A 21,298-nucleotide genomic window follows, 5' to 3' on the forward strand; every position below is an offset into this window, starting at 1 on the left:
CGCAGTCATGCGCAAGTACCTCACCGGTCTGTGGGCCTGCATGCAACGCGGCGAGACCTTCGATCCCACCAAGTTGTTCAGCGCCTGCCACCTCGCTAGGGGTTGACCGGTAACAGAGTATCTACAATGGGCGTCCTTTCCTGCACCTGACTGTCATGCACCAGAGCTCGCTGGACGGCTTTGCCGCACCGCACCCGACCGACCGCCTGTTCTTCGCCGTCATGCCGCCGGCGGAGGTGGCCGAACGCATCGCCCTGCTTGCCGCGGAAACGCGCGGGCAGCTGGGGTTGCGCGGCCGACCACGCCCGACCGGGCACCTGCACGTGACGCTGCACCACCTGGGCGATTTCGCGGGCGTGCCTCGGCAGCGCGTGGACGACGCCTGCACGGCGGCCGCCGGTGTCGCCCTGCCTTCGTTCGAGGCGCGCTTCGACCGCGTCGGCAGCTTTGTCGGGCGCGCGGGCAAGCACCCGTTCGTGTTGCTGGGCAGCGAGGGCGCTTCGGCACTGGCCGGATTGCATGCGGATCTCGGCGCGCGACTCGCGGCGGCGGGCCTCGCGCGGCCGGAGCGCGTATTCGTGCCGCACGTCACGCTGCTCTACGACACGCTGAAAATCGCGCCGCGGCCCGTCGAGCCGATGGGTTGGGCCGTGCGCGAGTTCCTGCTCATCCACAGCCTGCTCGGACGCACCGAATACCGCGTGCTGGGCCGTTGGGCACTTCGGGCCGGGCCGTCCTGATGCGCTGCGCACGCGCCCGCGACGTGGGCCGCGTTAGCGTGGCGGCATCGGTGGCCGCGGAGTACGCATGAAAAACAATGGCAAGCGCCGCGGCGGGCTGATCCTGCTGCTGGTGGCGATCGTGGTGCTGCTGGTGGTGGGCGCATTGCGCTGGCGCCACCAGTTCCATGCAGCGCCCACGGACGAGGCGCTCGGCCCCGCCGCGGACGCCTCCGTGCGATAGCTCAATCGTCGCTGTCGATCACGCGTCCGTTCGAGGGGTCGACGGTCAGTTCGACGCGGTGGTCATTCTTGTCGTCCGCCTTGGCATGCCACACGCCGTCGTCGAAATCCACGTCGTGCACGTTGGTGTAGCCCTGGGTGGACAGCGAAGCGCGCACGGCGTCCTCGCTCAGCTGGGAGACGTCCTCGTCCGGATAGACCTTGCCGCTCTTGGGGTCGATGCGCAGCGCTACGTCGTTGCCGTCGGCGCTGTCGGCTTCGGCGCGCCACATGCCGCCGTCGAACTTCAGGTCGTCGATGTCGGTGTAGCCCTGCTGGATCAGCGTCTCGCGCACCTGTGCCTCGGTCATTGCCTGCTGCGCCAGCGCCGTGCCGCAGACGCCCAGGGTCAGGACAAGGGTTATCGAAGCGAGCTTTTTCATGGCCGTTCCTCCTGGGAGTGGTACGCCCGAGTTTTCGGGCGCGGGCGGCAATGAGCGATGAAAAACCCGTGAGGCGGGGTGACGGTGTTCAGGCAGGCGGGTGTCAAAAAATCCCTGCCGGAGGAAAGGTCGGATGAGGTGCGGTGGCGCCTGAACCACGCTTCGCCCGAACCCTCACCCGCCTGTTGGCACCCTCTCCCGGAGGGAGAGGGATCGCTTGAGGCAAGGTGAAAGAGATCCGTTCGCCCCGGGCGTAGCGAAGCGAAATCGAAGCGCCGTCCGACTTCAGTGTCCCTGGTCCAGCCGATCGACATGGATCAGCGCGTTGAGCACCAACGGATAGCTGCCCAGCGTCTCGCCGCGCCAGATCGGGTTGCCGGCGAACAGCAACACGTGGCCCTTGCCGTAGCGCGCATCGACCACCGCCGCGCGCTCGGCCATTTCGCTGCCACCGTCGAGCAGGCCGGACACCAGCAGGTGCTTGGCGTCGGCAAAGCGCAGGATCACGCGCGGGCGCCGGTTTTGCGGGATCACCCAGGGGTTGTTGTAGGCCTGGTCGACATTCAGCGGCAGCGCCTGCCAGGGTTTGGCATCGGGCAGCGCAGGCGGCCTGGCGAAGGGACGGCCTTCGGGGACGTCCTGCTCCTGCGGGCCGCCGCGGCCGGTAGGGCGTTCGACGTCGTTGGCGTTGGGCAGGCCGCGGTCGCCGGTCAGCAGGTTGGAGACGGTAAAGGAGCGGCCTTCGGCGCTGTACAGCGCCAACTGCTTGCCGTAGCCGGCGGCGATCGGGCTGTCGCGGTCGACGAACTGCGCCTGCAGCACGCTGCCGACCACCTTGAGCTTTTGGGTGCGAGTGGAAAACACGCCCGGCGCCAGGCCCGCGTCGATGGCGAATTGCGCGGTGTCCTCGGCGGTGACCAGCAGGCCGCCGTCGTGCACGAAGCGCTTGAGGTTGGCCAGCCCGGCCTCGCCGAGCCCGGGACGGACGTCGGGGGTGCTGTCGATGCGGCCGAGGTTGGGCGTGAGCGGGCCGGTCTGCCAAGGCATGGGCGCGCCCCACATCGGCAGGCCGTCGACGATCAGGCGCAGGCTGGCGCCGCCGATAGGTGCGAACAGGATGGCGTCGTACCGCGCGCGCAGGTCGGGCAGGCGCGCCACGTCCTGGGTGCTGATGTAGTCGTAATGCACGCCCAACTGGTCCAGCGCCATCCGCCACCAGCCTTCGGTCTGGGTGTTGAGCCAGGTATGCATCAGTGCGATGCGCGGAAGCTTTGCGTTCGGCACGTCGACGCCGGCCAGGCCTTCCGGCACGCCGACCGGCCGGTCCAGCCGGCGCATCGGCGCCTCGAGCACGGCCGGGTCGGTGACGCGCACCACTTCCACGTCGTACAGGTCGCCCATCGACCAGCCGGTGTCGTCGTAGGGATGCTGCTGCGGGTCCTTGGGCGACCAGTACTGGCGGTCCAGCAGGGTGTCGGCGATGCGCGAGTAGGGCTGGTCCATGCGCACCACGTAGCTGCCGGCGGGGAAGCGGCGCGTGCGCGGCTTCTTGTCGCCGGCGGTGGGCAAGGTGACACTGAAGGGCGCGCTGGCGCGGCTGATTTCCACGTGCTGGCGCGTGAGTACGCGCAGCAGTTGCGCCTGGGTGCCCGAGCGCTTGTCGTCTGCGGGCAGCACATAGGCGGCGGGGCCGGCTTCGGTCGGCTTTTCGATCGAGCGCCTGGACTTGAGGTAGAAGTTCTTCAGGAACGCCTTGCCGTTGCGGGCGAAGTAGTCCAGCGCGGTGAGCACGCCGGTCTGCTGGTAATTGTTGTTGTTGCGCTGGGACCAGGTCACTTCCGGCAGCGGCGGGTTGGGGCGGTACCAGGTGCGCTCGTACTCGGACGGGTCCAGGATGCGCTTGCGCGTATCGGCGCCGCCGTTGCCGAAGGTTTCGTACAGGCGGCTGATGCCGTTGTGCATGGCCGCGATGAACATCAGATACCCGGGACTCCAGGTGTCGAAGTCGCCATGGGTGAACACGCCGGGCATGCCCAGCTGGGTCATTTTCTGCACGTTGTCCCAGCCCAGCTGCTGCCATTCGCTGGTGAGGATGGGGTCGATCCAGGCGTTGTAGGGGCCGTCGCCGACGGTGTTGTCATACAGGAAGGGCACCGACTCGTGCAGATCGTGCAGCACCTGCGCGTGCCAGCCCAGGTACGTGTCGGCGACGTTGCGGGTGAGCGCCAGGGTCATGCCCATGGCGTCGCGATTGTTGTCGTGCGCGACGTAATGGCCCCAGTAGAGCAGGGGCGGATAGTTCCGGTCCGGATGCGCCTTGTGCCAGTTGTAGAGGTCGACCATGCGGTCGCGGCCGTCCACTTCGACGATCGGCGTGATCAGGGTGATCACGTGCGAGCGGATGTGCCTGATGTACGGCGCGTCGTCCACTGCCAGCCGGTAGGCCAGTTCCATCAGCGCGGTGGGCGCGCCGGTTTCGGTGGCGTGGATCGAGCCGGTGAGGTAGTACACCGGCGTGGTGCGCTCGATGAGGGCATCGGCCTTGCCGTCGTCCAGGCCGAGCGTGCGCGGATCGGCTAGCTGGGCCAGGCGGGCGTCGTTGGCTTCCAGGTCGGCCAGCAACGCCTCATCCGCCACGGCCACGGCGATCATCTGGCGGCCTTCCTCGGTCTTGCCGATGGAGAACAACTTCACTCTCGGGCTGGCGGTGTCGAGCGCGCGGAAGTAGCGGTAGACGTCGGCGGAGTAGGGCAGCCAGTCGGCCGCGCCGGCGACGTGGCCGAGTACCTGCAGCGGCGTGGGCACGCCGGGCGCGGCGGGCAGATAGTCGGTCAGTGGGGAATTGAATTGCGGATCGGTGGTGAACCTGGCGATCTGCGCGGTATAGGCCTGGTCGACCGGCTGGGCCGGGTCGCGGGCGAAGGCACGTGCGGCGAGCGTGTCGGCGGCATGGATGGCCAGGCTGCTGGCGGCGAGCGCGAAGCCGGCGAGGCAGGACAAGAGGCGCATGGGTTTCCCGGATGAACGGACGCACGCCACTTTGCCAGAAACGCAGGTTGCGCTCCCGCTCCGGTGTGGCGATCACGCGCAAGAGCAAAGGCCTGCCCCATTCCGCCCCTCTGCCTTATTCCGCATAAGGATCCTGCAGGATTTCGCTGGAAAGCGGGAGGGGCCTAGGGGCCGGCGCGCTTGCGGCTTTGCCCGAGAGCGACCCATGTCGGTGCGTGGTCGCTGGGATGCGGCAGGGCGCGAACCCAGCGGTCCACGCCGGCATCCTTCAACCGCGGCGCCAGCGCGCGGTTGAGCAGCAGGTGGTCGATGCGCAAGCCCGAATTGCGCTCCCAGTGCTGCCGGAAATAGTCCCAGAACGTGTATACCCGCTCTTCGCCGAAGTGGTGGCGCAACGCATCGGTCCAGCCCTGCGCCAGCAGGTCCGCATAGCGCTCGCGGCTTTCCGGCTGCAACAGGGCGTCGCGGCGCCAGGAGCGTGGGTTGTAGATGTCCTCGTCCGTGGGCACCACGTTGTAGTCGCCGGCCAGCAGCACCGGATGCTCGCTGCCCACCAGGCCTTGCGCGTACTCGATGAAGCGGTCGAACCACGCCAGCTTGTAGTCGAATTTAGGCCCCGGCTGCGGGTTGCCGTTGGGCAGGTACAGGCAACCGACGATGAGGCCGTGCGCGGCCGCTTCCAGGTAACGGCTCTGGGTGTCCTTCGGGTCGCCCGGCAGGCCGCGGCGGCTTTCCTGCGGATCTGCGCCGCGGGCGAGGATCGCCACCCCGTTCCAGGAGCGCTGGCCGTGCCAGATCGCGCCGTAACCGGCATCGCGAATGGCCTCGATGGGAAAGGCCTCGTCCGGTGCCTTCAATTCCTGCAGGCACGCCACGTCCGGCTTCTCGCGTTCCAGCCAGGCCAGCAGCGAAGGCAGGCGCGTGCGCACGCCGTTGATGTTGTACGTGGCCACCTTGAGCGGCTTGCGGGCAGGCATCGGGGATCCCTCTAGTACTGCGCGGCACCGAGCGCGGAAAGCCAGTCCAGCATGCGGCGCGTCCACGGACGGTGTCGCCATTGTTCGAGGGAAAGTGCCTTCGATCGCGCGATGTCGCGGTCCACCACCTCGGTCATGTGGGTGGCGAAGTCGCGGTCGAACACCACGATGTTGGATTCGTCGTTGAGGCTGAAGGAGCGGTTGTCGAAATTGGCGCTGCCGGCGATGGTGAGGTAGCCGTCCACGATCATCAGCTTGTTGTGGAACATGGCCGGCTGGAAGCGGTAGATGCGGCCGCCGGCCTTGAGCACTTCACCCCAGCGCGTCTGTGCCGCGTGGCTGATGATCTCGCTGTCGACGTAGGGCCCGGGCACCACCAGGCGGATGCGCACGCCGCGCTCGAGCGCGCGCTTCAACGCCGACATGGTCAGTTCGTCGGGCACGAAATAGGCCGCTTCCAGGTCGATCGACCGGCGCGCGCCGTTGATCGCCATCAGGTACATCAGTTGCAGGTTCTCGCCGCCGCCCTCGGGCGAGCTCGCCACCGTCTGCACGGCGACGTCGCCGGCCGCCGGCACCGCCGGGTAGTAGTCGGGGCCGAGCAGGGCCTGGCCGGTGGTGGTGATCCAGTTGTCCTCGAACACCGCCTGCATCTGCAGCGCGCCGGGGCCGGTGACGCGGATCTGCATGTCGCGCCAGATGTCCGGCCGGTTGCCATGCCCGTCCCATTCGTCGGCGATGCCCACGCCGCCGGTGAAGGCCACGCGGCCATCGACGATCAGCAGCTTGCGGTGGGTGCGGTTGTTGATGCGGTCGATGTCGTACCAGCGCAGCGGATGGAAATACTCGAAATGCACGCCGCCGGCGCGCAATGCGTCGACCACTTTTTGCTGCATGCGGGTGGAGCCGACCCAGTCGGCGATCACGTGCACGCGCACGCCGGCACGGGCGCGCTCGGTCAGCGCCGCCACGAACTCCTCGGCGATCCGGCCCGACCAGTAGATGTAGGTCTCCATGTCCACGCTGTGTTGCGCCGAGCGGATCGCCTCGAGCATGGCCGGAAAGATTTCCGCGCCGTTCTGGAAATCCTCCACCGCGTTGCCCTCGACGATCGCCGGTCCCAGCAGGTTGCCGATCTCGCGGCGGAACTGCGGACTGTCGACCGGGCTCAGCGGACCCAGCGGATGTACGAGTTGCTGGGTTTGCGGGACCAGGTTGAGTGCCAGTACGCCGAGCACCAATGCGGCGAAGGCACCCAGGCCGGCCCACAACAGGCGACGCTTCCAGCGTGGGCGCGGCGGCGGGCAGGGCTCGCCGGCGTCGCGGGTGGTCTCGGGGTCGGCGGGCATGGCGTCTCCTGGCTGCGCCGGGGGCGCCCAGTGGCGCGCCGGAGCGGAACCGGACTCATCATCCGGTGCGGGCGTGCAGTTGGGGTCAACGCCTTCACCTGGTCGGCACCGCCGCGGTTGTCTGCTGTGCGCGGACCCGTTCCCGGAGCAGGCATGACCGACAAGGCGGTACGCGAGGTGGAGCGCCGCGCCGACGTGCGCCACGCACTGGCCACGAGCACGGCCACGCATCACAGGCAAAAGCGGTCGATGGGTTCCCGGCACAAGTTCTGGCTGGGCATCTTCGGGCTAGTCCTGATTGCGCTGACGGTGCTGTTCTACCTGTTGCGGCTGGAATTCTTCGGCATCCTCGGGCGCTACCTGCCGATGGCGCGGCGCGCCACCGTGGGGGCGATGGCGATCGTGCTGACCCTGGCTGCCTCGCGGCTGGTGCAGGCGTTTGCCATCGAGCGGGCGCAGACGGCGGTGACGCGCTACAACCTCAAGCGCATCCTGCGGCTGGTGGTGTACATGGTGCTGGCGCTGATCGTGGTGTCGGTGCTGTTCGCCAACTGGTACGCCGCGGTGGCCTCGCTGGGGCTGATCTCGCTGGTACTGGGCTTCGCGCTGCAGACGCCGATCACCAGCTTCATCGGCTGGGTCTACATCCTGGTGCGCGAACCTTACCGCGTGGGCGACCGCATCCAGATCGGCGACGCCACCGGCGACGTGATCGACGTGACCTACCTGGACACCACGCTATGGGAGGTCGGCGGACCCTACATCTCCACCGACCACCCGAGCGGGCGCATCGTGAAGTTCCCGAACGCGAACGTGCTGACCAGCGCGGTCTACAACTATTCCTGGCCGGTGTTCCCGTACATCTGGAACGAGATCAACTTCCAGGTCGGCTACGACAGCGATTTCGCCTTCGTCGAGCAGGTCATGCGCGAGGCGGCCGAGGAGGAACTGGGCGAGGCCATGCTCGGGCGCGTGCGCACCTTCCGCGAGGTGCTGGCCAGGACGCCGGTGGACGAATTGCAGGTCAACGAGCGGCCGTCGGTGTTGTTCCGCATCAACACCAACACCTGGGTGGATGCCATCGTGCGCTACGTGGTGGAGCCGCGCCACGCGGGCAGCGTCAAGACGCGGCTGATCGACACCATGCTGGCGCGGCTCAACGCGCAGCCGGAACGGGTGCGCTTTCCGAAGGGGGATAACCGCTGACAGGCTGCAGAAATTTGCAGGAGCCCACTTGTAGGCGATGCTCTTGTTCCGGTGCCCCATCGAAAACCGAAGCATCGCCCACAAGTGGGCTCCTACCGGATCCAGCGCCCCGCCTTACGACACTTCCGCGCTGTGCACCGTGTGCGACCAGCGCTGCAGGGTCTGGTACAGCCGTTCCTTGCGCGTGAGCACGCCGGGGTGGCAACCCTTGGGCCGGGTCTGCTCGATCGGCTCGCGGCTGAGCGTGTTCCAGCGCTTGACCAGCTCAGCCGGCGCCGGGTGCGACTCGACCAGCGCACGCAGCACCAGCGCCATGGTCTCCACTTCGTTCTTCAAATCGTCCAGCTCGTTGCCGACCTGCGTGAATGACACTGGCCGGCTGCTCGAAATCTCCATCGACACTCCCCTCGCACGCTGGCGCCCCCGCGCCAGACGAGGTGGACGTTGCACGCGGTGCCGTGGTCGCCGCGTGCATGGCCGGCCTGGAACACTGTGAAAGCCCACTTGTGGGCGATGCTTTGGGCGCGGTGCCGGAGAAGGGCATCGCCCACAAGTGGGCTCCCGCAAAAAGCGCGAGAAAAAGTTCTTTGCGGTTCGCGGGAAGGGGCGCGCGACCACCTTGTAGGTGTGCTCCCGCAGAAGATCCATCGCGGTCAAACCGGGAACACGGCCATCGCGTTCCCGGCAAAGCGATGAGCCAAAAAAAAGCCGCCTTGCGGCGGCTCTTTCGTCGACCGGGTCGGGCGCGTCAGGCCCCGCGCGAGGCCCGCTTGCGGTCGTTCTCGGTCAGGTGCTTCTTGCGCAGGCGGATTTCCTTCGGCGTGACCTCGACCAGCTCGTCGTCGTCGATGAAGTCCAGTGCCTGCTCCAGCGAGAACTTGATCGCGGGGGTCAGCTGGATCGCATCGTCCTTGCCCGAGGCGCGCATGTTGGTCAGCGGCTTGGGCTTGATCGCGTTGACGGTCAGGTCGTTGTCCTTGGCGTGGATGCCTACCAGCTGGCCCTCGTAAACGTTGTCGCCTTCGGCGGCGAACAGCTTGCCGCGTTCCTGCAGCGGCCCCAGCGAGTAGGCGGGGGTGGTGCCGCCGGCGTTGGCGATCATCACGCCGTTCTGGCGCTTGGCGATCTGGCCTTCTTCCTTCGGACCGTAGTGGTCGAACACGTGGAACAGCAGGCCTGAACCCTGGGTCAGGGTCTTGAACTGGTTCTGGAAGCCGATCAGGCCACGCGCCGGGATCATGTACTCCAGGCGCACGCGACCCTTGCCGTCGGGCTCCATGTTCTTGAGCTGGCCCTTGCGGATGCCCAGGCGCTCCATCACCGGGCCCTGGTGGATCTCTTCCACGTCGACCACCAGCTGCTCGATCGGCTCCATCTTCTGGCCGTCGATCTCCTTGATGATCACTTCCGGGCGCGACACGGCCAGTTCATAGCCCTCGCGGCGCATGTTCTCGATCAGCACCGACAGGTGCAGCTCGCCGCGGCCGGAGACCAGGAACTTGTCCGCATCCGAACCCTGCTCGACCTTCAGTGCGACGTTATGCACCTGCTCGCGGTCCAGGCGGTCCTTGAGCTGGCGGCTGGTGAGGAACTTGCCGCCGGAAAGATCCTTGTTGCCGGCGAACGGCGAGTTGTTGACCTGGAAGGTCATGCTGATGGTCGGCTCGTCGACCGTCAGCGCCGGCAGCGCCTCGGGCGCGTCCAGCGCGCAGACGGTATCGGAAATGGTCAGCTCGGCAATGCCGGAGATCGCGACGATGTCGCCGGCCTCGGCAGTGTCCTGTTCGATGCGCTCCAGGCCGAGGAAGCCGAGCACCTGCAGCACCTTGCCCTGGCGCTTCTTGCCGTGGCGATCGATCACCGCCACCGGCATGTTCTTCTTCAACGTACCGCGCTGGATGCGGCCGATGCCGATCACGCCGACGAAGTTGCTGTAGTCGAGCTGGCTGATGCGCATCTGGAACGGGCCTTCCGGATCGACCTCCGGCTTGGGCGCGTGCTGCATGATGGCCTCGTACAGCGGCGTCATGTCGCCTTCGCGGGCGTTCTCGTCCAGCGAGGCATAACCGTTGAGCGCCGAGGCGTAGACGATCGGGAAGTCCATCTGCTCGGGCGTGGCGCCCAGGCGGTCGAACAGATCCCACACCTGCTCGACGACCCACTCCGCACGCGAGCCCGGACGGTCGATCTTGTTGATCACCACGATCGGCTTGAAGCCCATCGCGAAGGCCTTCTGCGTGACGAAGCGCGTCTGCGGCATCGGGCCGTCCAGCGCGTCGACCAGGATCAGCACCGTGTCCACCATCGACAGCACGCGCTCGACCTCGCCACCGAAGTCGGCGTGTCCGGGCGTGTCGACGATGTTGATGCGGTTGTCCTGCCAGGTGATGGCGGTGTTCTTGGCCAGGATGGTGATGCCGCGTTCCTTTTCCTGGTCATTGGAGTCCATCACGCGCTCGGCCAGCACGGTACGCTCGTTGAGCGTGCCCGACTGCTTGAGCAGCTGATCGACGAGAGTGGTTTTGCCGTGGTCGACGTGGGCGACGATGGCGATATTGCGCAGTTTTTCGATGGACATGGCACAGGCCCGGGCGACGCTAGCTCAGCCGCCACGTAAGATTTCGGAGGGGTAAACTCCGCAATTATACGGGTTTATGGGCTTTCTTGCCCGTGCGGGGAATAAATGGTCGCGTGCGCCTGCGCGCCGCCGGGGCGCAAGAGGGCCACCCGATCCGGATGGGTCGCCATCGACCGGGGGCGGTCAGGCCGCTGCGTACTCGCCCATGCGCGCGCGCGGCCGGACCGCAACGGTGGTGTCGCCGCTGATCAACTGCAGTTCGCCGTCCTGAATCAGGCACTGCAGCCGCATGCCGCGGTCGCACAAGGCGGCGAGCTGGTGCACGGTCGCCTCGTCGATGTCCAGCACGGTGAGGTTGTCGTTGCGCGAAAGCGCGTTGCCGACCTTGTCCCACCAGATGTCGGCGACGCGACCGCCGTAGTTGACCACCACGACCTGGCGCGAGCGGCCGCACGCCTTGCGGATGCGTGCCTCGTCGGGCTGGCCGAGCTCGATCCACTGCTCGATCTCGTCGGTGTACGCGCGGCGCCATAGCGCCGGCTCGTCCTCGTCGCTCAAGCCCTTGCCGAACTCCAGCCGATCGTCGGCGTGCAGCGCGAAGGCGAGCAGCCGCACCATCAGCCGTTCTTCGGTTTCGGAAGGGTGGCGGGCGAGGGTCAGCGCATGGGTGGCGTAGTAGTGCCGGTCCATGTCGCTGATCGACAGTTCCGCCTTGTGGATGGTGGCGTTGAGGGCCATGGGTGTGCCTGGTGCGAGGTAATCGTCCATTGTACGCTCCGCCACCGCGATGGCCGGCGCTAAGCTGACGCGGATGATCCACGCGACCGCGCCCAGCACTGTGCATCTGCCCGAAGGCGATTGGCCGACGGCGCTGGACAGCCTCTGTGCCTGCTTCCCGCGCATCCCGCGCGGGCAGTGGCTGGACCGGGTGCGCCGTGGACGCGTGCTGGATGCCCGCGACCAGCCGATCGACGAGCACACGCCCTATGGCGCCGGCATGAAGCTGCGCTATTTCCGTGAGGTGGCGAGCGAGCCGACGATTCCTGGCGACGAAGTGGTGCTGCACGAGGACGCGCACCTGGTGGTGGTCGACAAGCCGCATTTCCTGCCGGTGGTGCCGGCGGGCGCGTACGTGCAGCAGACGCTGCTGGCGCGGCTGGTCCGTCGGCTGGGCAACCCGGCGCTGGTGCCGCTGCACCGCCTGGATCGCGAGACGGCCGGGCTCGTGCTCTTCTCGGCGCAACCGGCCACGCGCGATGCCTACCTCCGGCTGTTCCGCGAGCGACGGATCGCCAAGCGCTACGAGGCGCTGGCCGCGCCGCTGCCCGGGCTGGATTTCCCTTACGTCCGCCACTCGCGGCTGGAGCGGGGCGAGCCGTTCTTCCGCATGCGCGAGGCGGACGGCGAGGCGAACAGCGAGACGCGCGTGGACGTGATCGAGCGGGGCCCGCGGTGGTGGCGCTACGCGCTGGACCCGCATACCGGGCGCAAGCACCAGTTACGCGTGCACATGGCTGCGCTCGGTGCGCCGATCCGCAATGACCGGTTCTATCCGGCGCTGCAGGATCGTGAGGAGGATGACCCCGGCCGGCCGTTGCAGTTACTGGCACGCGCGCTCGCCTTCGTCGATCCGTTGAGCGGGCGACCGCGGCAGTTCCGCAGCGCCCGGTCGCTCGACGCCATCGCTTAGGCGCGCTGCCGCCGGGGTCCTTTACGGCACGGCGCGCGACCGTCGCGCCTTACGATCGCGGCGAGCCCACGCACCAGGGCGGGAGCGCACCCCGCACGTCCATGCTCCGCGGCTGCGAGCCCTGCCGTGCCTACCTGTGGGCCATCGGACGCGCGACCGAGCCGGCCGCGGGGATGGAGCAACAGCGCCGTGACGCGGTGCAGCACGGGTGTGAAAGTGCAGCGCGCATTTACAGCACGCTCACGCGGGGGTAAGTATTTGGCTCGGCTGTGGCGAAATGCCGCAGGCGCAAGCAACAGACAAGAACGGCGAAGCGGCGTGGCTGCCCGCCGGCAGCCCACCGTCGAGTACACACCTGACGGGGAGCGAAGCTGATGAACAAATACGTGCAAGTGACCCTATCCGCGGCGATCGCCGCCTGCCTGATGCCCGGCCTGGCGCTCGCGCAGAACGACGACCAGGCGCAGGACGCGACGACGACCCCGGCACCTGCCGCTGCCAGGGCGCAGAGAGCGCCCAGTGCCGCCAACGCGAAGAGCCTCGAGCAAGTGGTGGTCACCGGCAACACCGCCACCGGCGGCCTGCGCAAGATCGACACCAGCTACACGGTGACCACCGCCACTGCCGAAGAAATCAAGATGGCCAACCCCAAGAGCACGGCGGATCTTTTGAAGATCGCGCCGGGCCTGTGGCCCGAATCCACCGGTGGCCAGACCGGCGCCAATATCGAGATCGCCGGCTTTCCCGGCGGCGGCGACGCGCCGTTCAACACGGTGCAGATCATGGGTTCGCCGCTGTACGGCATGCCCACGCTGTCGTTCTTCGAACAGACCTCGATCTTCCGTCTGGACGACACCGTCGACCGCGCCGAAATCATCCAGGGCGGTCCCTCGGTGGTGTTCGCCGACGGCCAGATCGGCGCCAGCGAGAACTTCATCCTCAAGCAGGGCACCGAGGTGCCCTCCGGCAGTATCGGCGTTACCTACGGCAACGAGAACCTGCGCCGCGTCGACGGTTTCTTCGGCTTCCCGCTGGGCAAGGACACCTACGGCAGCATCGGCGGCTTCTACCGCGATTCCGACGGCGTGCGCGATCCCAAGTTCTCGGCGGACAAGGGCGGCCAGCTCACCGGCACGTTCACCCACGACAGCGACAACGGCACCATGACGCTGTACGCGCGCTACCTCAACGACCGCAACCAGTTCATCACGCCCATTCCGTTGCTGCAGTCCGGCACCGACGACTTCCATGCCTATCCGGGCTTCGATCCGCTCACCGACACCTACAATGGGCCGGCGATCCAGCACGTGTTCCTCGCCGGCTACCCCGGCGGCGGACGCGATGCCAACCTCGCCAACGGACGCGGCGCCAAGTTCGGCTTCTTCGGCGGCAACTTCGACTACGCCCTGGGCAACGGCTGGAACATCTCGGACAAGTTCCTGATCGACGGCGGCGACGCGGACACCAACGCGCTGTTCTCCGGTACCAACCCGGGCAGCCTCGCCGACATGCTCTACACCGACCAGAGCCAGATCGGCGCGTTCAACCTGGCTCCCGGTTCGGCCACCGCCAGCTACGTCGGTGGCGGCGCGGTCGACCCGAACCAGAGCGTGATCCACCAGGGCTGGTGGTTCATCCACAAGCACCTGAAGAACATCAGCAACGACTTCCGCCTGAGCAAGGAAATCTTCGAGGGCAACACGCTCACGGCCGGCGTCTACCTGGCGCACTACACCATGGACGACGAGTGGGCGCTGGGCAACCAGATGCTGATGACCAACACGCCCAACGCGCGGCCGATCACGGTCACCTACGCCGATGGCGGCCAGACGTACTACCTGACCGACGGCCAGGGTTTCCTGGACAACGGCGGCTTCAACATCGCCCAGCACGGCAACGCGACCAACAAGGCGTTCTACCTGTCCGACATCTGGCGCATCGGCAAGTGGCTGATCGACCTGTCCGGCCGCATCGAGAACCAGGACGCCACCAACAACGTGTGCAATTTCCAGAGCGATGGCCGGGTCGATGACGAGGGCAACCCCGTCAATGGCGTGATCGACACCGACGGCAACCCGAACACGCTCTACAACAACGCGGTGCCGGTGTGCGACGGCACCTTCGCCCGCACCGAATACGACAAGACGCACCCATCGTGGACCTTCGGCGTGAACTACGAGCTCGCCGACAACATGAGCGTGTACTTCCGCGCCAACCGTGGTGGCCACTTCGACGACTTCGACAACGGCATCCGCGGCAACACCACCGGCAACACCGCGCCAATGCAGAAGATCCAGAACTTCGAAGGCGGCTTCAAATACCAGAGCGAACAGTGGTTCCTGGACCTGAGCGCCTACCACCGCCAGTTCATCGGCCTGTTGTACCAGCCTACCGATGCGGCCGGCGTGCCCAACGGCCCGCAGAGCACCTACGGTTCGGACTCCAAGGGCATCAACGTCAACACTGCCTGGAGCCCGACCGAAAACCTGAAGTTCCAGCTGGTCGGCAACTACCTGGACGGTCACTACTCGCACAACAACTCCTGCCTGCCGTACACCAATCCGGTCGCGGGCGACGGCTGCGCCCTGATCAATGGCGTGCAACTGCAGCGCCAGCCGAAGGTGCGCTACATGTTCACGCCCAGTTACAGGATCCCGTTCGGCTGGGGCGACGTGCTCGCCTTCGTCACCTTCACCCATGTCGGCGACCACACGCAGGACATTTCCGGCCTGCAGCAGCTGGGCAGCTACCACACCTGGGATTTCGGCGTGGTGGCCGACATCCAGCAGAACTGGCAGGTGCGGCTGCAGGGCACCAACATGACCAACGAGCTGGGCCTGACCGAGAGCAACTCGCGCATCTTCGGCTCGGCCGCCGGCACCACCGGCGTGATCCTGGCCCGTCCGCTGGAGGGGCGCGAGGTCAACCTGCAGGTCAAGTACCTGTTCTGATCCACCCGGATCGCCTGCGCCCGCCGCGGTGGCGGACGCAGGCGCTTTTTTTCGACCTCACCGCGGAGGTGCGATGAAGCCCGGCCACCTGCTAGCCCGTTCGCTCCGGAACACGCTGTTCCGCATCGCCCTGTCGCTGTTCGCGGCCGGCGCCGGTCCGGCCTTTGCCACCGATCCGGGCTTCCTGTTCACCGCCACGGCGAAAGACTTCGGCCACTACTTCCCCAGCTACCTGGCCAACGGCTATTTCTCCACCATGACCTCGCCGCGCGGTACCGAGCCCAACGCCGCCTACATGGTCGCGTTCATGGATTACAAGCCGGGCGACATCTCGCGCCCCGCCGCGATCCCCGGCTGGAGCGAGATCGACTACAACCCCGGCGGCGGCTGGATCAACCGCACGCGGCTGGATGCGGGCATCTTCCGCGACTATGCGCAGACGCTGGACATGCACGATGCCACGCTGACCACGCGCTACCGCTTCGCCTACGCCAACAAGGCCAGCGACATCCAGGTCATCACCTTCGTCAGCCAGGCCTCGCCGCACCTGGCGGCCACGCGCATCGCGATCACGCCGCAGTTCGATGGCCAGGTGCGACTGAGCTTCCCGCTGCGGCTGTGGTCCGAGCACCAGCCGCGCTTCCCGATCGCCAGCATGGGCGGCGAGGAAATGATCGCCGCGGTGATCGCCAGCGGCCAGAGCCTGGACAACAAGCCGGTGCCCACGCCCGACCGCGCACCGGTCTGGTATCCCGGTTACACGCAAGTGCTTTCCACCGACGGCGATGCCAAGGCGCTGACGCTCGCATTGAAGGGCAGGGCGCAGCACGGGTTGGGCATGGCCGAGGCGGCCGCGATCGGGCTGCCCGAGGGCCTTGCGCCCGATACGGTGAAGCTCGAACAGAGCCCGACCAGGCTGTCGCTGGAGATCACCGCCACGCTGCACAAGGGCCGGCGCTACGTCTTTACCAAGTACCTGGCGCTGTCGCGTGAGGGCTGGGGCGAGGATCAGGACGTGCTCGCCATGGCGACCGCCGCCCGCGAGACCGGTTTTGATCGCCTGCTCGCCGACCACCAGGCTGCCTGGCACCGGCTCTGGCAATCGGACATCGTGGTCGACGGCGATCCTGCCGTGCAGAAGGCGGTGCACTCCGACCTCTACTACCTGCTGTCCAACAGCACCGTGGGCACCGCCTGGCCGATGGGCGCCTGCGCGCTGACGCCCAACTACGCCGGACACGCCTTCTGGGACAGCGACTCGTGGGTATTCCCGGCCTTGTTGCTGCTGCACCCGGAGCGGGCCAGGCCGATCGTGATGTTCCGCGCCCGCACCACTGGGCCGGCGCGGGCGCGCGCCCGCCAGTACGGCGTGGCCGGCACCATGTACCCATGGGAAGCCGATCCGCAGACCGGCGTGGACGTCACCCCGCACTTCGCCTGGGAGGTCTACCGCGAGGTGCATGTCAACGCCGACATCGCCATCGCGCAATGGCAGTACTACCTGGCCACCGGCGACGAGGCATGGCTGAAGACCCACGCCTGGCCCGTGCTGGAAGGCATTGCCACTTTCTGGACCAGTCGCGTCACCTACGACAAGGCGCGCGACCGCTACGAAATCCACCACGTCACCTCGCCCGACGAGGCCTACAACGACGTGCCGAACGACTCGTTCACCAACGCTGCCGCGCGCAAGGCGCTTCGTATTGCGGTGAAGGCGGCCCGGGTGGTCGGCGCCAGGGCCGACCCGCGCTGGGGCGAAATCGCCTCGAAGATGTACATCCCCTTTGATGAAGCCGGGCAGCGCCACTTGGACTTCGACAAGTCGGTGCCGCACGACAAGATCACCTGGATGGGCTCCTCGCTGGTCTGGCTGATGTACCCCAACCTCGACCTGCCGATGTCGCCGCAGGTACGCCGCAACGATTTCGACTTCCAGTTGCAGGCGCTCAAGAGCCACGGTGATGACCCGAACGAGATGATGATGGTGATGCTGGCCGTCGGCGCCGCGGAGCTGGGTGATGCCAAGGCGGCCGGCGCATGGATCGAGCGCAACCTGGTCGGTTTTCTCAAGCCGCCGTTCAACGTGCGCACCGAAACCGCCGCCAACAACGCCGGCTACATCCTGGCCACCTCGGCCGGTTTCCTGCAGAGCATGCTCTACGGCCTCACCGGCCTGCGCATCGACGATGACGGCCTGAGCGAGAAGTACGCGCCGGTGTTGCCGCCGGGATGGAACGGGCTGACTCTCAAGGGCGTGCACTTCCGCGGGCAGCGCTTCGATATCCATGTCGACCGCGATGCCGACGGCAAGGCACGCCTGGTGCGCAAGGCGTTGCCATGAAAATGAATCTCCGCAGCCGCGCTCGCAAGGGGAGCCCCGGCGTACCGACAACCACTGTAGGAGCCCACTTGTGGGCGATGCTTCCTATCCGGCCGCTCCGCGAGAAGCATCGCCCACAAGTGGGCTCCTGCAACGGCTTTGCGGGAAAGGAACTTGCCCAGCGCCCGCCGCCGGCGTGGCAGTCCTTCACGCTGGCCCCTGTAGCCTTGCGCGGCGCGTACGACGACATCACCGCAAGCCCGCGATCGCGATCGCGGCCGTGCCGTGCTCACGCGCCGATCCGCACAGGACAGGCCATGAACGCGTCCCTCGGATGCCATCCAACGACTTCTCCTGCTTCAACGGGAAAGCTGGGGGGTCGTTGGCGGAGCTCATCGCAGCGAGTGGAACTTTTCTTCATCCTTCGTCCGCGAGCAGGGCACAGAGCGGGCCTTCGCCGGGCGGGGTTGCTGCTCGCCGCTCTGCTGAGTCTTGGATGCATGGGGGCCCGTGCGGACCAGCGCGCGGCGGGCGTGAAGCCCGACGGCACCGTGACCGCCACTTCCGTGGCCATTCCGTATTCGCAGTTCGCTTCATCCGAGGCCCGGACATTCTTCCCGAAGATGCTCGCGGCGGGCGCCAAGGCGCCGCCACTCAGCGCGCCGATCGAGCGCAGCCGCGGTTTCTACGATCGCCTCAACAGCGATCGCGCCGCGCGCATGCGCAAGCGCTATCCGGTCACCATCCAGCACCAGACCATCGCCGGCGTGGGTGCTGATGTGCTGCTGCCGGCGCAGGGCGTGAGCGCGGCCAATCGCCATCGCGTGCTGATCAACCTGCATGGTGGCGCGTTCCTGTGGGGCGCCGGCAGCGGCGGATTGGTCGAGGCCATCCCGATCGCCAGCCTGGGCCGTATCCGGGTGATCACGCTGGATTACCGGCAAGGGCCCGAGTATCGCTTCCCCACCGCAAGCGAGGATGTCGAGGCCGTCTACCGCACATTGCTTGAGACCCATCGCCCGGGAGAGATCGGCATCTACGGCTGCTCCGCCGGCGGCATCCTCACCGGCGAAGCGGTGGCCCGCTTCATCGCGGACAAGTTGCCGGTGCCCGGCGCGATCGGCACCTTCTGCGGCTCGCTGGTGACCATGGCCGGCGACTCGGCCTACGTCGGGCCGCTGCTGAACGGCCATGGCGTGCCGGCGGCGTCGCTGGACCTTGCCATGCTGCCGTATTTCGCTGGCGTCGACGCCAGCGATCCGATGGTGCAGCCGGGCCTGTCGCCCGCGTTGCTGAAGCAATTCCCGCCGACATTGCTCATCACCGGCACGCGCGACATGGCGATGAGTTCGGTCGTGCACAGCCAGGCGTTGCTCGCACAGGCCGGCGTCGAAGCTGAGTTGCACGTCTGGGAAGGCATGTGGCACTCGTTCTTTTCCGACCCCGAACTGCCCGAGTCAAGGCAGGCCTACCGCACCATAGTGGCGTTCTTCGAGCGCCACCTCGCCCCACCGCAAGAGGAAGCCCGTCCATGATGAGCCGCCAACGGATCGCCTCCCTGCTCGGCGCCACCGCGCTGATCCTTTCCACCGCCGCCGGCGCCGCCACGCCCAGCCCGGCGAAGACGCAGGCCTATATCCACAAGGCCTGGGACACGCTCACGCGTTCGCTGCAGGACTGCTCGGCGCTGCATGACCCGAAGATGGACGCTCGCCCGGTGCTCTACTTGCCGGCGGGCCTGGCCAGGCCCGAGGGTATCGACGAGGTCGCCAGCCGCTGCAAGGTCGAGGTGCGCACGCTGCCCAGGCGGATCGAAAAGCTGGGCGACCTGATGCCTTCGACGCTGCCGGCCGAAGGCCTGCTCTATTTGCCGCGGCCCTACGTGGTGCCCGGCGGCCAGTTCAACGAGATGTACGGCTGGGACAGCTACTTCATCCAGTTGGGCCTGCTCGCCGACCACCGCGACGACCTGGCGCGCGACATGACCGACAACATGCTGTTCGAGGTCGAGCACTACGGCGGCGTGCTCAACGCCAATCGCACCTACTACCTGACCCGCTCGCAGCCGCCGTTCCTCAGCCGCATGGTCGCCGACGTGCTGGCCGCGCCCGGCGCCTTCAAGGACGAGGCAGAACGCCACGCCTGGCTGGCCCGCGCCTATCCGCTGGCGGTGGCGAATTACCACATCTGGACGCGCGCCGAACACCGCGCCGGCGATACCGGCCTGGCGCGCTACTTCGACCTGGGACAGGGTCCGGTGCCCGAAATGCACGGCAGCGAGTACTACCGCGGCGTGATCGCCTGGGTACTGGCCCACCCGAAAAAGGACCCCGGTTACCTGGTGAAGGCGTCGGATCATCCGGATGCCGCCGAAAAGGCGAAGCTCAAGACCAGCAGCTGTGACGTCGAGGCATCCGACGTCTGCGCCGGCGCCTGGGCCCAGGACTACCGGTTGAGCGCCGACTACTACCTGGGCGATCGCGCCATGCGCGAGTCCGGTTTCGACACCAACTTCCACTTCGGACCCTACGGCGGCGCCACCCACCACTACGCGGGCGTCGGCCTGAACAGCCTGCTCTATCGCTACGAGCGCGACCTGCACGACCTTGCCCTGCAACTGGGCAAGGTGGCCGAGGCGCAGCAGTGGGCGCAGGCCGCGGCGCGCCGCAAGGCCGCCATGAACAAATACCTGTGGCAGCCGGAGCAAGGCATGTACATGGACTACGACTTCATCGCCGGCAAGCCATCCACCCAGCCCTACGTCACCACTTACTGGCCGCTGTGGGCGGGGCTCGCCACCAAGGCGCAGGCGGCCGCGCTTCAGAAGCACCTGGCCGTGTTCGAGCGCAAGGGCGGATTGTCGATGGACAACCTGAGCAGCGGCGCGCAGTGGGATGAACCGTTCGGCTGGGCGCCGACCAACTGGCTGGCGATCTCGGGCCTGGATGCCTATGGCTTCCACGACGACGCGCGGCGCCTGGCGCGCAAGTTCATGACCACCGTGGAGACCGGCTTCGCCCACGACGGCACCATCCGGGAGAAATACAACATGGCGCTCGGCAACGCGGACGTAAAGATCACCGCCGGCTACACCACCAATGTGATCGGTTTCGGCTGGACCAACGCGGTCTACCTCAAGTCCCATCAGTTGCTGCAGGGCGCGCCAGCACGGGTACCCGCCCCGGCGCAGGAGGCAGGGGCGGCCGCAGTGCGTTGATGCAGCCGGTTCACGGGCGAGGGCTGGCCGCTGCGCTATCCTTGCCGGCCTATCGCCCACGTTCCAAAGGGATTGCCATGACCATCAACGTCACGTTCGAGACCAACCGCGGCCCGATCCACCTGCGCCTGCACGAGGACAAGGCGCCGGTGACCGTCGCCAATTTCGTCAACCTGGCCCGCCGCGGCTACTACGACGGGCTGTCGTTCCACCGCGTCATCAACGATTTCATGATTCAGGGCGGTTGCCCGCTGGGCACTGGCACCGGCGGCCCGGGCTACAAGTTCGAGGACGAGTTCGATCCTTCGCTGCGGCACGACAAGCCGGGCGTGCTGTCCATGGCCAACGCCGGCCCGCGCACCAACGGCAGCCAGTTCTTCATCACCCACGGCCCGACCCCGTGGCTGGACGGCAAGCACAGCGTGTTCGGCGAGGTGGCCGGCGACGACGACCAGAAGGTGGTCAACGCGGTCCGCCAGGGCGACACCATCGAGAAGGTGACCGTCGAAGGCGACGTCGACGCGCTGCTGGCCGCCCAGGCCGACCGCGTCAAGGAGTGGAACGGGACGCTCGACCAGCGCGGTTGATCCGCGCTGATCCAGTCCGTCGGCCCCGCT

General features: G+C 67.1%; 16 protein-coding genes. 9 read left to right on the forward strand and 7 right to left on the reverse strand.

What is annotated here, in order from left to right; all coding sequences use genetic code 11:
* Positions 1-155: 155 nt before the first annotated feature.
* Together thpR and OSC30_RS10015 are read left to right on the forward strand one after the other, a co-directional pair.
* Complete coding sequence (thpR, locus tag OSC30_RS10010) at positions 156-740, forward strand: RNA 2',3'-cyclic phosphodiesterase (protein WP_267171706.1); 585 nt, start codon at positions 156-158, stop codon at positions 738-740.
* A 67-nt stretch (positions 741-807) separates the two neighbouring features.
* Positions 808-963, forward strand: a complete 156-nt coding sequence (locus OSC30_RS10015) for a hypothetical protein (RefSeq protein WP_267171707.1) — start codon at positions 808-810, stop codon at positions 961-963.
* Between the two features lies 1 nt (position 964).
* Here OSC30_RS10015 and OSC30_RS10020 read toward each other — a convergent pair whose 3' ends face one another.
* The 4 genes from OSC30_RS10020 to OSC30_RS10035 all read right to left on the reverse strand — a co-directional run bounded on the left by OSC30_RS10020 (position 965) and on the right by OSC30_RS10035 (position 6,719).
* Positions 965-1,384 (reverse strand): PepSY domain-containing protein, encoded by a 420-nt coding sequence (locus OSC30_RS10020; protein WP_267171708.1) that lies wholly within the window; start codon positions 1,382-1,384, stop codon positions 965-967.
* Positions 1,385-1,669: 285 nt separating this feature from the next.
* A complete protein-coding gene (locus tag OSC30_RS10025; RefSeq protein WP_267171709.1) occupies positions 1,670-4,393 on the reverse strand; it encodes a M14 family zinc carboxypeptidase in 2,724 nt (907 codons plus the stop codon).
* A gap of 164 nt (positions 4,394-4,557) precedes the next feature.
* Positions 4,558-5,370 carry an exodeoxyribonuclease III gene (gene xth, locus OSC30_RS10030; RefSeq protein WP_267171710.1) on the reverse strand — a complete coding sequence of 271 codons (813 nt, stop codon included), beginning with the start codon at positions 5,368-5,370 and terminating at the stop codon, positions 4,558-4,560.
* Positions 5,371-5,381: 11 nt separating this feature from the next.
* Positions 5,382-6,719: a phospholipase D-like domain-containing protein gene (locus tag OSC30_RS10035; protein ID WP_267171711.1), complete on the reverse strand. Its 1,338-nt coding sequence runs from the start codon at positions 6,717-6,719 to the stop codon at positions 5,382-5,384.
* Between the two features lie 153 nt (positions 6,720-6,872).
* Here OSC30_RS10035 and OSC30_RS10040 point away from each other — a divergent pair, with 153 nt between their 5' ends.
* Entirely contained in the window at positions 6,873-7,925 is a 1,053-nt protein-coding gene (locus tag OSC30_RS10040; RefSeq protein ID WP_267171712.1) for a mechanosensitive ion channel family protein, read from the forward strand.
* A 114-nt stretch (positions 7,926-8,039) separates the two neighbouring features.
* Here the strand turns inward: OSC30_RS10040 and OSC30_RS10045 are convergent, their stop codons facing one another.
* From OSC30_RS10045 to OSC30_RS10055, 3 genes are all read right to left on the reverse strand, one after another.
* Positions 8,040-8,297: a hypothetical protein gene (locus tag OSC30_RS10045; protein WP_267171713.1), complete on the reverse strand. Its 258-nt coding sequence runs from the start codon at positions 8,295-8,297 to the stop codon at positions 8,040-8,042.
* Between the two features lie 376 nt (positions 8,298-8,673).
* On the reverse strand, positions 8,674-10,503 hold the full coding sequence (gene typA, locus OSC30_RS10050; protein ID WP_267171714.1) for a translational GTPase TypA: 1,830 nt from the start codon (positions 10,501-10,503) through the stop codon (positions 8,674-8,676).
* 183 nt (positions 10,504-10,686) lie between these two features.
* Positions 10,687-11,241, reverse strand: coding sequence for a YaeQ family protein (locus tag OSC30_RS10055; RefSeq protein WP_267171715.1), 555 nt, complete (start codon positions 11,239-11,241; stop codon positions 10,687-10,689).
* A 73-nt stretch (positions 11,242-11,314) separates the two neighbouring features.
* Between OSC30_RS10055 and OSC30_RS10060 the strand changes: the two genes are divergently transcribed.
* From OSC30_RS10060 to OSC30_RS10085, 6 genes are all read left to right on the forward strand, one after another.
* On the forward strand, positions 11,315-12,193 hold the full coding sequence (locus tag OSC30_RS10060; protein ID WP_267171716.1) for a pseudouridine synthase: 879 nt from the start codon (positions 11,315-11,317) through the stop codon (positions 12,191-12,193).
* 374 nt (positions 12,194-12,567) lie between these two features.
* Entirely contained in the window at positions 12,568-15,144 is a 2,577-nt protein-coding gene (locus OSC30_RS10065; RefSeq protein ID WP_267171717.1) for a TonB-dependent receptor, read from the forward strand.
* A 73-nt stretch (positions 15,145-15,217) separates the two neighbouring features.
* Positions 15,218-17,485, forward strand: a complete 2,268-nt coding sequence (locus tag OSC30_RS10070; RefSeq protein ID WP_267171718.1) for a glycosyl hydrolase family 95 catalytic domain-containing protein — start codon at positions 15,218-15,220, stop codon at positions 17,483-17,485.
* Between the two features lie 530 nt (positions 17,486-18,015).
* Entirely contained in the window at positions 18,016-18,999 is a 984-nt protein-coding gene (locus OSC30_RS10075) for an alpha/beta hydrolase (protein WP_267171719.1), read from the forward strand.
* Positions 18,996-20,681 carry a trehalase family glycosidase gene (locus OSC30_RS10080; protein WP_323374209.1) on the forward strand — a complete coding sequence of 562 codons (1,686 nt, stop codon included), beginning with the start codon at positions 18,996-18,998 and terminating at the stop codon, positions 20,679-20,681. The genes OSC30_RS10075 and OSC30_RS10080 overlap by 4 nt, the downstream gene beginning before the upstream one ends.
* A gap of 77 nt (positions 20,682-20,758) precedes the next feature.
* Positions 20,759-21,268, forward strand: coding sequence for a peptidylprolyl isomerase (locus OSC30_RS10085; RefSeq protein ID WP_267171720.1), 510 nt, complete (start codon positions 20,759-20,761; stop codon positions 21,266-21,268).
* Positions 21,269-21,298 lie beyond the last annotated feature (30 nt).

Origin of the sequence: Frateuria hangzhouensis (genome assembly GCF_026410505.1) — a bacterium.
In the GTDB taxonomy this organism is placed as follows: domain Bacteria; phylum Pseudomonadota; class Gammaproteobacteria; order Xanthomonadales; family Rhodanobacteraceae; genus Frateuria_A; species Frateuria_A hangzhouensis.